This window comes from Micromonospora cathayae (assembly GCF_028993575.1).
In the GTDB taxonomy this organism is placed as follows: Bacteria; Actinomycetota; Actinomycetes; order Mycobacteriales; family Micromonosporaceae; genus Micromonospora; species Micromonospora cathayae.
Map to the genome: position 1 here is coordinate 5906773 of NZ_CP118615.1, position 13019 is coordinate 5919791.

Annotated in this window: 9 protein-coding genes; 6 read left to right on the top strand and 3 right to left on the bottom strand. The window is 74.4% G+C overall.

The genetic code is table 11. From position 1 onward, the window contains the following. Positions 1-13 precede the first annotated feature (13 nt). From PVK37_RS25970 to PVK37_RS25980, 3 genes are all read right to left on the bottom strand, one after another. Positions 14-1366: a ferredoxin reductase domain-containing protein gene (locus PVK37_RS25970; protein WP_275030439.1), complete on the bottom strand. Its 1353-nt coding sequence runs from the start codon at positions 1364-1366 to the stop codon at positions 14-16. Continuing rightward, entirely contained in the window at positions 1363-3015 is a 1653-nt protein-coding gene (locus PVK37_RS25975) for an amino acid adenylation domain-containing protein (protein WP_275030440.1), read from the bottom strand. The genes PVK37_RS25970 and PVK37_RS25975 overlap by 4 nt, the downstream gene beginning before the upstream one ends. Before the next feature lie 382 nt (positions 3016-3397). Beyond that, positions 3398-4423 carry a hypothetical protein gene (locus tag PVK37_RS25980; protein WP_275030441.1) on the bottom strand — a complete coding sequence of 342 codons (1026 nt, stop codon included), beginning with the start codon at positions 4421-4423 and terminating at the stop codon, positions 3398-3400. A gap of 117 nt (positions 4424-4540) precedes the next feature. Between PVK37_RS25980 and PVK37_RS25985 the strand changes: the two genes are divergently transcribed. The 6 genes from PVK37_RS25985 to PVK37_RS26010 all read left to right on the top strand — a co-directional run bounded on the left by PVK37_RS25985 (position 4541) and on the right by PVK37_RS26010 (position 13001). Beyond that, positions 4541-5218 (top strand): TetR/AcrR family transcriptional regulator, encoded by a 678-nt coding sequence (locus PVK37_RS25985; RefSeq protein WP_275030442.1) that lies wholly within the window; start codon positions 4541-4543, stop codon positions 5216-5218. A gap of 55 nt (positions 5219-5273) precedes the next feature. Next, positions 5274-8369: a type 2 lanthipeptide synthetase LanM family protein gene (locus PVK37_RS25990; RefSeq protein ID WP_275030443.1), complete on the top strand. Its 3096-nt coding sequence runs from the start codon at positions 5274-5276 to the stop codon at positions 8367-8369. An 80-nt stretch (positions 8370-8449) separates the two neighbouring features. Further along, positions 8450-8731: a hypothetical protein gene (locus PVK37_RS25995; protein WP_275030444.1), complete on the top strand. Its 282-nt coding sequence runs from the start codon at positions 8450-8452 to the stop codon at positions 8729-8731. Positions 8732-8769: 38 nt separating this feature from the next. Next, entirely contained in the window at positions 8770-11670 is a 2901-nt protein-coding gene (locus PVK37_RS26000) for an ATP-binding protein (RefSeq protein WP_275035231.1), read from the top strand. 124 nt (positions 11671-11794) lie between these two features. Then, positions 11795-12178, top strand: a complete 384-nt coding sequence (locus PVK37_RS26005) for a hypothetical protein (RefSeq protein WP_275030445.1) — start codon at positions 11795-11797, stop codon at positions 12176-12178. A gap of 79 nt (positions 12179-12257) precedes the next feature. Next, a complete protein-coding gene (locus PVK37_RS26010) occupies positions 12258-13001 on the top strand; it encodes a proprotein convertase P-domain-containing protein (protein WP_275030446.1) in 744 nt (247 codons plus the stop codon). The last annotated feature ends 18 nt before the right edge of the window (positions 13002-13019 follow it).

Sequence of the window (13019 nt, forward strand, 5' to 3'; positions counted from 1 at the left end):
CGCCTCCATGTCGTCAGGAATCCCAGATGGCGCCGTACGCGGGCACCCCGCGTTCCTCCATGCCCCGCACCACCTGCCAGGTCAGCGGGCGGTTCGAGATGCAGATGACCGCCTCGGCGTCGAACCGGCGGTACGCCTGCCAGGCCAGTCGCAGCATGTCGGGTTTGCCGTCGCGGGCGGTGTCCCACAGCAGCGCGTCGGGCTGGTGGACGAGGATCTCGTCGACCAGGTCGTCGCCGAAGGTCTCCCGGTGCCGGCGGGCCACCCAGACCAGTCGGGCCGGCACCTGCCCGGCCAGCAGGTGCGGCAGCACCGGGCCGATCCCGCTGCCGGTGGCCACGTACACCACCCGCCGGAACAGGGTCTCGATGTTCGCCACCCCGGCCGTGCTGATCCCCTTCACCCAGACCCGGTCCGGTGGGTCGTCGATGAACCGCCCGGTCCAGTCGCCGGCCCGGGAGACGGTCAGCCGGAACCCGCGGCGGCCGGGCGTCGGCACGTTGGCGAAGGAGTGCCACTCCCACAGCGGGCTGCGGCTGACCGCGGTGGACGAGCCGGGGAACGGGGTCACCCCGTGGTCGAAGTGGGCCAGCGCCACGTGCGACGAGGGACGGTCGACCACGACGGGCACCCGGCGCAGCCGCAGCCAGGGCAGGGCGACGCTGACGGTCAGCACGGCCAGCACCCCGCCCTGCGGGGAGGCCGCCAGCGCGACCGGCCCACCGGCCAGGAAACCGGCCTGTACCCAGAGCAGCAGCAGGACCGCCCAGCCGCCGAGCCGGTGGGTGCGTTCGAACAGGTCGTGCCGGCGGGACCGCACCGGCGGCAGCGCGGTGCCGACGACCGCCAGCAGCAGGCCGGCGACGGCGTACCCGGTGACCAGTGCCCCCGCCCCGCCGGGTCCGTCGCCGACGGTCAGCGCGCCGAGCTGCGCCAGGAACCAGGCGGTCCCGGCCAGCGCCGCGCCGACGTGCAGCCCGCCGAAGTGGTAGACCTTGCCCAACGTCGCGCGGACCGGCAGGGGCCAGTGGGTGGGTGCCCGGGTGGCCAGCCAGAACAGCAGGTTGATCACGTACTGCTGGCGTACCAGCACCGCCAGCGCGACGTTCGCCAGCGCGGCGGCACCCAGGGCGTCGGGCGCGCCGGGGCCGTGCCACCAGCCGGCGGCCAGCCCGTACGCCAGCAGCGCGGTGTTGGTCGCGCCGACCGCCGCGACGAGCCGGTGGTGGTGCATGAACCGGGGGTGGGCGAGGATCCGGCGCAGCGTCGAGACCGGTGGCGGCGGCGCGTCACCGGGCGCGCTCGCCGGGTCGGTACCCGGGTGCGTCGCCGGGTTCGGCGCGGGCCGGAGATCGGTGGTGGTCACGCCGCCGCCTCCTCGATGTGGGCCCACTGCCACCGCAGGTCGAGGGCGAGCCGGCGCAGCGCGTCCCGGTCGACCTTGCCCCGTCCGGTCATCGGTAGCTCCGGCAGCGGGTGCACCGCCGTCGGCACGCAGTAGTAGGGCAGCGCGGCGGCCACCGTGTCCCGGCACCGCTGCGGGTCCAGCTCCGCCGGGGCGACGAAGGAGACCAGGTCCCGCTCGGTCAGCTTGAGGGTGACCGCCCGCCGGCAGCCGGGCACCGTCTCCAGCACGGCGGAGACGGCGTCCAGCTCGACCCGGAAGCCCCGGACCTTCACCTGGTCGTCGGTGCGGCCCAGGTGCTCCAGTTCCCCGTCGGCGCGCCAGCGGCCCCGGTCGCGGGTGCGGAACATCAGTCGGCCGCCGCCCAGGAACGGGTCCGGGGCGTACCGCTCGGCGTTGAGCGGGTCGTTGTCCAGGTAGCCGGCGGAGACGCAACCGCCGCCGGCCCACATCTCACCGACCTCGCCGATGCGGCAGGGTCGCCCGTCGGCGTCGAGGACGTAGACGGTGTTGTTCGGCGTCGGCCGGCCGATGGTGAGCGCCGCGCCGGGCCGGTGGCGGTGCATGGTGTTGACGATGGTGGTCTCGGTCGGGCCGCAGCAGTTGTAGAAGACCCGGCCGGCGGCCCACCGGTCGGCCAGCGGGCGGGGGCACGGCTCCCCCGCCACGGCGACCACCCGCACCTGGTCGCACCGGTCCAGGTCGATCCGGCCGAGCACCGAGGGGGTGGCGATCACCACCTCGGCGCGGGCGGCGGTGGCGGTGAGGTCGCGGTCGCGGACGAGCAGGGTGCCACCGTTGGCGAGGCAGCCGAGGATCTCCCAGGCCGCCATGTCGAAGGCGACGTTGAGCAGTTGGGCGACCCGCCGGCCCGGTCGGATGCCCAGGTTGCCCGGGGCGGTGAGCAGGATGTTGGCGACGTTGCCGTGGGTGACGGTGACGCCGTTCGGGGTGCCCGTGGTGCCGGAGGTGAACAGGACGTAGCAGCCGTCGTCGGCGCGCACCGGACGGTCCGGGGCCGCGGCGGTCAGGTACCGGCCCGGTGGCAGCGGCTCGGCCATCACCTCGTCGACCGCGAGCCGGGCCACGCCGGGCAGCGTCGGCACGGCGTCCAGGGTCGCCGACGTGGTCAGCAGCACCCGGCACCGGGCGGTCGAGGCGACCTGCCGCAACTGTGCGGCGGGGGCGATCCGGACGTCCTGCGGGACGTAGGCCGCCCCGGCCTTCAGCGTCGCCAGGATCCCCACCAGCATCGGGATGGACCGGCTGGCGAAGACGCCCACGGTGTCCCCGGTGCGTACGCCGAGGGCCGTGAGCCGGGCGGCGAGCCGGTTGGCCTGGCGGTCCAGTTCGCGGTAGCCGATGCGCACCCCGAGGTGTTCGGCGGCGACGGCGTCCGGGGTGGCGGCGGCCCAGCGGGCGAACGCCTGGTGGATGCGCAGGTCGGGCACGGGCACCAGCGGTCCCCGGCCGAACCGGTGGAAGAGCCGGCGCTCGCGCGGTGGGAGCTGGTCCAGCAGGGGTCCTTGCCAGCCGTCCGGTTCGGCGGGGAGGGTGCCGACCGGGCGGGTGGTGGGGTCGTCGATCGTGTCGAACTGTCGTACGGACATCGGCTGCTCCTGTTCCGACAGCCGCCCTACGCGGCCATCAGAATCGATGCTCGCCAATGCAAATGGGAAATCTCTTAGATCCGGGGCCCGGCAGCCGACCGGGGCGGCGGCACCGCGATCGCGCCGGACGACCGCGCGGCGCCGGCGGCGACGGCGACCGGCCGTCGTCCTGCTGCTCATCGCCGGCGCGATTCCGCCGGCCCGCCTGCCGCCGGTCCGCCTGCCGCCGGTCCGGCTGACGGCGGACCGGCGACGCCGGCACGTCGAGCCTGGCAGGGCGTCGGAGGGAGCCGGCCGTGGTCGACGGCCGGCTCCGGCCACCGCCCGGACCGTGCCGGCCCGGTGCCGCAGATCCCGGGCCGTGGTCACCGACGCGGGCCGGTCACCTCCGGTACCGCTGCGCCACGGCCGCGAAGGCGGCCTTGGGTTCCCATTCCAGGTCGGGGTAGGTCCGTCCCCGGTGTCCTTCGAGGAGCTTGACGATGCCCGGGCTGGCCCGGTCCAGGTCGTCCCGGGGGTCGCCGTCGGGGCGGTGCGGGTAGCCGGTCAGGGCGAACAGGAACACGAACGCGCTGTCCACGCCCTCGGTCTCGAAGATCTCCAGCAGTTCGTCCAGATAGGTGGCCTGACCGGCCTCGTCCCGCTCGTAGTCGCCGTTCAGCCGTACCGGGGCCTTGGTCTCCGGGTCGTACTCGACCACCTCCAGCACCCGCCCGCCGCGGTCTCCCGCGCCCCGGTAGGCGGCGGTGCCGAAGCCGGTGATGGCGAGCGGCTTCGGACCCTGGGCCAGGGTGCGCACCGCGTCCCGGAACCGGTCGGCCACCTCGGCGGAGCGGATCAGCTCGAACGTCACGATGTCGAAGGGTTCCCAGTCGACCTGCTCGAACTGGATGGCCGAGTAGGTCAGCCGGCCCTGGAAGCGCTCGCGTACCGTGGCCACGGCGTCGCTGAGGAACGCGTTCATGCGCACGCCGAGTTCGCGCATCGCGTCAGCCCGCCGCTCGGGCTGGCCCAGCAGCTGCTCGACCCGCTCCTCGGGACTGTCCCCGGGCAGGAACCCACGGTTCATCACGCTCAGTTCGACCCCGGCGACGAACACGACGGTGGCCCCCTGTCGCCGGAGCCGTTCCGCGCGCTCGGCGCAGTCACCGAAGAGGGTGAGGATCTGCGCCGGGTCCAGCTCCAGCGGGTAGGGCGAGAACCAGACCTCCAGGCCGAGTTCGGCGGCGGCAGCGGCGGCCGACTCCAGTCGGTCCGGGTCGCCGCCGATGATCTGGACCGCGTTGCAGTGCAGGTCGTCGCGGATGATGGCGAGTTCGCGCCGGACCACCGCCGGGTCGAAGTGCTCCCGGGATGTCTGGCCGTGTACGACGAATCCGGTGTCGTAGGTCATTCCTCGTGCCCGCATGGCGACGCCCTCTCGGTCGGTTTTCTGCGGGGTCGACACTGACAGACAAGTTGCGCGCACGCAAGTTTACGTGTGCGCAGATTTTCGTCCGCGCAGTGTTTGTGGAACACTGTCGTCGTGACGACACCGCCACCGAGCCTGCGGGAGCGGAAGAAGCAGGCCACCCGCGAGGCGCTCCGCGAGGCGGCCCTACGCCTGGCGGTGGAGCGCGGACCGGACCAGGTGCGGGTCGAGGACATCGCCGAGGCCGCCGGGGTCTCGCCGCGCACGTACAACAACTACTTCGCCAGTCGCGAGCAGGCGATCGTCTCCGCCGTCACCGCCGACCGGGAGGCGCGGGTCGCCGCGGCGGTCGCCGCCCGGCCCGTGGCGGTACGGCTGGCCGACGCCGTCACCGAGGCGGTGGTCGAGCAGTACACGAACACCGGCGAACGCGAACGCGAGGCACTGCTGCTGATCACCGCCCGGACCGCGCTACGTGACGCCTTCCTCGACAGCACCGCCGACATCGAGGCCCCGCTCACGGCGGTGATCGCCGAACGACTGGGTGACTCCGCGGCACCCACGGCCCACGTCCTCGCGGCGAGCGTGGCCGCCGCCGTCCGCATCGCGTTGGAAGGCTGGCTCCGGCCGACCGGAGACACCACGGGTGCCGGCGGGCTGGTGGTGCCCTCCGGCTCGATGCCCGACCGGCTCCGCGCCGCGCTGGCCCCGCTCGCGCCCGCCTTCGACGCCGCCGAGCGACACGCCCACCGGGACGTCGACCCGACCGGGACGTCCGCCCGACATCGATAAAAGTGCGTGTCCGACACGCATGAACCATGGGTACCCGGACCGGCACCGTTGGCGCATGAACACCGCACCGGCCCTGCCGGCCGCTGACGCCCCCGCGGCCCCGGGCCACGACGACTGCTGGTGGGCTCCCGCGCTGGCGTTGCACGAGCGGACCCACGGGGTCGACCAGCTCAGCGGGCCGGTGGACGGGGCGGCCCGGGCCCGGCTCCACCGGTGGCGGGACCGTTACGGACCGCACGGCGAGCCGATGTTCCGGCAGCGGCTGGCGGACCTCGGGCTCGACGAGGCGGGCCTGCTGCGGCTGCTCGCCGAACCGCCTGCGGTGCTGGCCGCCCGGACCGGTCGGCCCGGCTGGGCGCGGATCGTGGAGGAGGCGCTCGGGGCCACGGTGCCCCCGGCCGCGGGGACCCCGGTGCCGGCGGGATGGCAGAACGCGTTCGCCTGGCCGGTGCAGCCGTTCGTGGCGGCGGCGGTGCGACAGCTCGCCGACCGGCTCACGCCGTACCGGTCGGTGGCGTGGTTGGACGTGTCCGCGGTGCTCGCCGGATTCGGCAGCGACCTGCGCCGTCGGCTGGTGACACTGGCCGCCCCCACCCTCGTCGCCGAGCTGCACGCCTGGCGGGACGCCGGTCGGCTCAGTGGTGCCGACGGCCGGCAACGGTTCGTCGACTTCGTCCGGCGGGTGAGCGAGCCGGCCGGGTTGTGGCAGCTGGTGACGGACTATCCGGTGCTGGCCCGGCTGCTGGCCGAGACCGGCCAGGGCGAGGTCGAGGCGTTGGCCCGGCTGGTGAGCCGGTTCGCGGCGGACCGGGACGGGATCGTCCGCGTCGTCCTCGGCGGCGTCGACCCGGGGACGCTCTACGCCGCCAGCGCCGGCCTGGGCGATCCGCACCAGCGGGGGGACAGCGTCCGGGTCGTCCGGTTCACCGGCGGCGCCCAGATCGTCTACAAGCCACGCGGCATCCAGGCCCAACTCCACTTCGACGAGCTGGTCGACTGGCTGACCACCGCCGTCCCCGGGCTCGGCCTGCGCAGCCCGGCGGTGCTCGCCGTGGCCGGGCACGGCTGGCAGGAGTTCGTCGCGCCCCGGTCGGCGGCCGACACCGACGCGGTGTCGGCCTACTACCGCCGGCTCGGCGCGCTGCTCGTCCTGATGCACGTCACGCACACCACCGACATGCACTGCGAGAACCTGCTGGCCGCCGGCGACCAGCCCCTGGTGGTCGACGCGGAAACCCTGTTCCATCCGCATCTGCCGGCCATCCACCACGACGACCCCGCCATCCGGACCCTGGCCGGCTCGGTGGCCCGTACCGGGCTGCTGCCCTCCGCCGAGTTCGGTGGTTCCGGCGGCCCGGACACCTCGGCGTTGGCCGGGTCCACCGGGTCCGCCGTCGCCTGCTGGGAGGCGGTCGACACCGACCAGATGGCCCCGGCCGGACGGGTCACGCACCGGGAGGTCGGCCCCAGCCGCCCCCGCCTGGCCGGACAGCCGACGGATCCCGGCGGCTACCTGCCGGACCTGCTGCGTGGGTTCCGGTCGGCCTACGACGCGGTGCACCGGGACCGGGACCGGCTGGCCGCCATGGTGGGTCGTTGCGCCGACCTCGACGTACGGCTGGTGCCCCGCCCGACCCGCCGTTACCGGGCGATGCTGGAGGAGGCGAACCGTCCCGAGGCGCTGCGTGACGGAATCGACCGGGACCAGGCGTTCGATCCGCTGTGGATCGAGGCGCACGGCCCGCTGCTGCGCGCGATCGCGGCGCACGAGGCGGCCGACCTGTGGGCCGGCGACATCCCGCTGTTCCAGGCCCGGCCGGGCGGTCGTGACGTGTGGACGTCGCACCGGAGCCGGCTACCGGGGCTGCTGGACCGGCCGGTGGGCGAGCGGATCGGGGAGACGCTCGACCGGCTCGGCGACGTGGACCGCCGGGACCAGGAATGGATCGTCAAGGCGGCCCTGGCCACCCGGGTGGCCGTCCCGGCCCACCGCTCCGCCGGCCGCGCGCTCACCAGGGTGGACTCGGTCGCGGCCCCGCCGCAGCGCCTGCTCGCCGCCGCCTGCGAGATCGCCGACCGGCTCGTCGCGTCCGGCATCTCCGACGGCGACCGGGTCAACTGGTTGGGGCTGGAACCGGTGGACGAGCAGCGCTGGCTGCTCCTGCCGGCCGGAGCCGGCCTCACCCACGGCAGCCTCGGTATCGCCCTCTTCCTGGCCCAGACGGCCCGGCTGAGCGGGGTGCCGAGGTACGCCGAGGTCGCCCGGCGGGCGATCCGTGGCTACCCCCGGCTGAGCCGGCTGCTGACCGACCACCCGGAACTGGCGTCCGCGATCGGTTGCGGCGGCCTGTCCGGGCTGGGCGGCATGGCGTACGCGCTGGCCCGGTTGGCGGGGCTGCTGCGGGACGCGGAGCTCGCCGCGCTCGCCGAGGACGCCGTCGGGCTGGCCGCCAGCGCGGCGGAGCAGGCCCCGCCGGACTGGCGGGACGGCCTCGCCGGTTGCCTGGTCGCGATGCTCGCCGTACACCACGAACTCGGGCTGGCCTCCGCGTGGCGGCTCGCCCGGCGCTGCGTCGACCTGCTGGCCCCCGTCGTGTCCGGGGCTGAACCGGACGACCTGCCGAACACCTTCGCCACCGGATGGGTCGGCGTCGGCTTCGCCCTGCACCGGATGGCCGGTCCCTTCCCCCGCTACCGGTCCCTCGCCGCGCGGGCCGTGGCGCTGTCGGCGGCCGCCCCGGCGGCGACCACCGATCCCGGCTGGTGCTCGGGCAACGCGGGACGGCTGCTGAGCGCGGTCGTCGGAGCAGCTCCCGGCGGCGACGTCGAGCGGGGTATCCAGGCGGTGGCCAGCCAGCCGATCCTGCGGGACCTGAGCCTCTGCCACGGGGAACTCGGCGTGACCGAGGCGCTGACCGCGCTGGCCGGGACCGGCCGCCACCCCCGGACCGCGCAGATCCGCCACCGTCGGGCGGGCCTGGTCCTCGACGCCATCCGTCGGCACGGCCCGATCTGCGGCACCCCCGACGAGGTCGACACGCCGGGACTGCTCACCGGGCTGGCCGGTATCGGCTACGGGTTGCTGCGCCTCGGCTTCCACAGCCAGGTCCCCTCGGTCCTGCTGCTCGAACCCTCGGCGGACCGGTGGTGAACCGGTCCCTGGCCGGATCCACGGTCGCCGCCCGCCACTGTCCGCCGCTCCACACCGTCCAGTCCCACCGGGAGGATGACATGCTCAGCGACCACGACACGGCGACCGGCACCGACCAGAACCCACCCGAGCCGAACTGGCGGCGGGACCCGGCGCGCCCCGCCGTCTCCCTCGGGGTCCGGGCGGCGATCCTCGCCGGGCTGGTCGTCGCCACCGCCGGCGGCGGCCTCGCCGCGCCGGAACCGCACGACGAGCCGGTCCGGCTGATCAGCGGCGGCAGCTCGACCTGCTGCCCACCGAACTGGCCGGCGGCCGACCCCGGTGCCGACCCGGAAGCAGCCGAGCCGGCGGTCACGCTGTAGACCACCGCCACGACAGGCGGTAGCGTCCGCCCGTGGGGATGCGTTCATCGATCATCGTTGGCCGGGAGGACGAACAACGGAGGATCCGGCAGGGGCTGTCCGCCGCCCGGGCCGGTCATGGCGGTGCCATCTTCCTCGTCGGCGAGGGCGGGATCGGCAAGTCCCGGCTGGCCGCGGCCGTCGCCGACCTCGCCTACGGCTCCGGCATGCGCCTGATGCGCGGGCGCAGCAGCACCACCGGGCCACTGGTGCCGTACCGGTCGTTGACCGAGGCGGTGCTGTCGCTGCTGCGTGCCGGGGAGCCGATCGACCTCGACGCGCTCGGGCCGTACCGCCCGCTGCTGGGTCGGCTGGTGCCGGATCTGCGTCCGAGCGCCGGCGACTACGGCGACGCCTCCCTGGTCGTCCTCGCGGAGGCGGTGCTCCGGCTGATGGGAGTCGCCGGGCGGGAGACCGGCTGCCTGTTGACGTTGGAGGACCTGCACGACGCGGACCCGGAGACCCTCGGGGTGACCGAGTACCTGGTCGACAACCTGACCCAGCAGCCGGTGCTGCTGCTCGGCACCCTGCGCCCCGAGCCCGGCCCGGCGCTGGACCTGGTGCGCTCGGTCGCCCAGCGGGGCCACGGCCTGCTGCTCGAACTGTCCCGGTTGGACCGTCCCCAGGTGCTGCGGATGGCGGCGTCCTTCCTGGACACCGACGAGGCAGCGGTGCCGGAGGCCGTCACCGACCTCGTGTGGGCCGGCAGTACCGGCAACCCGTTCCTGGTGGAGGACCTGCTCACCGGCATGTGCGAGAGCGAGGTGCTGACCCAGAGCACCACCGGCTGGCGGATCCACGACCATCTCCTGGCCAGTCGGCCGGACACGTTCGTCCGTAGCGTCCGACGCCGGGTCGGGCAGCTCTCCGACCGGACCCGGGACCTGATCATGGCCGGCGCGTTGCTCGGTTCCCGGTTCCCGCTCGCGGTGGCCCAGGCGGTGACCGGCATGCCCGACCGGGAACTCCTCACCCACCTTCAGGGACCGCTGGCCGCCCAACTGGTGGTCGCCGACGACCAAACCCCGGACTGGTACCGCTTCCAGCACCCGATGGTGCAGGAGGCGCTGTTGACGCTGTCGGAGCCCGCCGAGCTGACCCGGCTGGCCCGGCGTACCGCCGACGCGGTCGCCGCGGTGCACCCCGGTCTGCCCGGCGAGTGGTGCCAGGTCGCCGCGGCGCTCCGACTGGCCGCCGGCGACCGGGCAGCCGCCGGGCGGCTGTTCGCCGAGGCGGGTCGACGCAGCCTGACCGAGGGCGCCGCCCTCTCCGCCGTCACCCTCCTGCAACGGGCCTGGGAGTTGCTGGCCGACGACGACGCGACGGTCCGGGCCGAGACGCTCGAACCACTGATCCACGCGATGGCCGAGGCGGGCCGGATCGACCAGGCCCTGGCGTTCGTGGGCATCGTCGAGCAGGTTGCCGGCGTGCTCGACGAGCGGCGGTTGGCCCGGTTGCACACCAGGCTCGCCTGGGCCGCGATGCTGGCCGGCGAACTGGACGAGGGGCTGGACCGGGTACGGTCGGCCCGCGACCTGCTCGGCCCCGACGCCCGACCCGCCGACCTCGCCGAGGTCGACGTGGTGGCCGCCCACCTCGAACTCGACCGCCCCGGGCCGGGCCGGTTGGAGCTGGTGGAGGCGATGGCCCGACGCACGGCGACCATCGCGGAGTCGACGCCCCTGCCGGTGGTCGCCTGCCAGGCATGGCAGTTGCTCGGCGCGCTGGTCCGGCACCGCGATCCGGCCGAGGCCACCGCCTGCCTGGACCGGAGCCGGGCCATCGCGGTGGCCCACAACCTGCCGATCTGGGAGATCCACGCGCTGGTCCGGCTCGGCAACGACGACGCGCTCCGCGCGGCCGACCCGGGGCGGCTCGAACAGGCCCGGACGAAGGCCACCCGGATCGGCGCGGTGACCGCCCGGTACCAGGCGGAGGCGAGCCTCGCCCTGCAGGCGATCCTGCGGTGCGATTTCGACCAGGCGGGCACCCTGATCGACGAGGTGTGCACCGCCACCGGCCGGCTCCAGCTTCTGGAAACCACCGAGTACGTCATGCTGCTGCGGATGGTTCTCGCCGCCCATCAGGGCCGTCGCCGGGAGATGGACGAGGCGTTCCGGCACCTGGAGGACGCCCACGGCGACCAGACGCGCAACAGCCCCCGGGTGCACGGTCTGGCGCGCGCGGTCTGCGCCCTGCTGGAGGAGAACCGTCCCCGGGCAATGGACGAGATGGCCGAGGCGCTCGCGGCGGACGCCCGCAACCCGAGCACCATCCAGCTGGTCGGACGAGACGGGATGCACCTGCTGCTCGTGGCCCTGCGGGGGCGGGACGAGGAGACCGAGCGGAGGCTCGCCGGCCCGCTCACGCCGTTCCGCTGGGACCGGCAGTTCGCCCTCTTCGCCCGGGCCGTCGTCGCCGGGCGGGCCGGCGACGGACCGGCCGCAGCCGCCGCCGTCGCCGAGGCGACCCGGGTCGGGCAGCCGTACCCGATGGGTCGGCACCTCGGGCTCCGGTTGGTCGCCGAGGCGGCCCTGGCCGACGGTTGGGGCACCCCGGTCGACTGGCTGCGCGCCGCCGAGGCCCACTTCCACGCCGCCGACGTGAGCGCCGTCGCCGGCGCCTGCCGTACCTTGCTGCGCACCGCCGGTGTCCGTGTCTCGCAGCGGCGCACGGGCTTCCAGCAGATCCCCGGTGCGCTGCGAACCGCCGGGGTCACCGTCCGGGAGTTCGAGGTGCTGCAACTGCTGGTCGAGCGGCTCAGCAACCGGGAGATCGCCGAACGCCTGTTCCTCTCCACCCGGACGGTGGAACGGCACATCTCCAACCTGATCGTCAAGACCGGGCTACCCAACCGGATCGCGTTGAGCGAGTTCGTCGCCCGGGAATACCGGGGCTGACCGACCCGTCCTCGATTCGTTGACAGCGAAACTATCCTGATGGATCGTTGGCATCGACAACGATGACTCCGACTCGGAGTCGGACCCGCTCCTCTTTCCTGCACACCGCCCAGGAAGGACACCCATGCCCACACCCGTCACCCGGGTCGCCGCAGGCGTCGCCGCCGCCGTGATCGCCACGCTGACCGTGGCCGTGCCGGGCTCACCGGCCACCGCCGGGGAACCGTTCCAGAGCCCCGACCAGGGCCTGGTCTTCTACTCCAGCTACCCGACCGAGGTGGTCGGCCGACAGGCCACACCGGACGACCTCTGCCGGCCGGTCCCGGCCGGGGCGACCTGGGCGCTCGGCTGGAGCGGCGGCTTCCACGTCGTCGCCGGCTACCGGACCGCCGACTGCAGCGGCCCGGCGGGCAACCTGAACAGCTTCCACAGCTGGCCGGAGGGCTCCTACCTCTCGTACCGGGCGCCGGCGAACCTGTTCGAGATCCCGTCCCTCGCGACCCGCTGACCAGCGCTCCCGGTGGCCGTCCGCGGACGGCCACCGGGCGGGTCCGACTGGATGGCGGCCCGGCGCGCGCCGGGCCGGCGTGCCCGACGGTGCCACGGCCACCTTCCGGCCCGCGGGCATTCCCTCGAACGGCAGCACCGGACTCACCATCACCACCGGACCGGGAACGGCGGCCGGCAGCTACACCGTCACGGTCATCGGCACCGGGCCGAGCGCCACCCGGTCGGCGACGTTCCAGTTACGCGTCGACGACCCGCCCGGCTGCGTCGGCTCGTACGGTGCCGACACGCGGATCGACCCGGACCTGTTGTTCCACACCGGTGGCAGCGGCGACGACATCGACCACACGTTCAGCTACGACCTGTCGGCCGAGACCGCCAACGGCACCTGGCGGTTGTACGTCAACGATCCCCGCTACCCCAACTCCGGCCCGCTCGACTCGTGGCGGATCAACCTGGCCGGCGAGGACCTGCCGGCACCGGCGTGCGGCGGCGTCGCCACCGCTGACGTGACCGTCCCGGACGTCGGGGTGGCCGAGTCGCCGCTGACCGTGGCCGCCTGCGGCCGGGCGCCGTCGGCCACCAGCTACGTCGAGGTGCAGGTCCGGCACCGCTGGGTCTGGGCCATCAGGGTCACCCTGGTCGCGCCGGACGAGCGGACGTTCGTGCTCAAGGACCCCGGTGGGATGGGGCCGACGAACATCTACCAGACCGTCGCCGTGGACCTGTCGGGCACGTCGACGGGCGGCACCTGGAAGCTGCGGGTCGAGGACCTCCACGCCGGCGACGAAGGCGTGATCGAAGGCTGGAAGCTGACCCTCTGATCTGGTGGGCCAGGCGGG

Excerpts from the sequence above, each read along its gene's own strand:
- PVK37_RS25995 (WP_275030444.1), top strand. The coding sequence starts at position 8,450 with ATGCTCAGCGACCACGACACGGCGACCGGCACCGACCAGAACCCACCC.
- PVK37_RS26005 (WP_275030445.1), top strand. The coding sequence starts at position 11,795 with ATGCCCACACCCGTCACCCGGGTCGCCGCAGGCGTCGCCGCCGCCGTG.
- PVK37_RS25980 (WP_275030441.1), bottom strand. The coding sequence starts at position 4,423 with ATGCGGGCACGAGGAATGACCTACGACACCGGATTCGTCGTACACGGC.
- PVK37_RS25990 (WP_275030443.1), top strand. The coding sequence starts at position 5,274 with ATGAACACCGCACCGGCCCTGCCGGCCGCTGACGCCCCCGCGGCCCCG.
- PVK37_RS25975 (WP_275030440.1), bottom strand. The coding sequence starts at position 3,015 with ATGTCCGTACGACAGTTCGACACGATCGACGACCCCACCACCCGCCCG.
- PVK37_RS26000 (WP_275035231.1), top strand. The coding sequence starts at position 8,770 with ATGCGTTCATCGATCATCGTTGGCCGGGAGGACGAACAACGGAGGATC.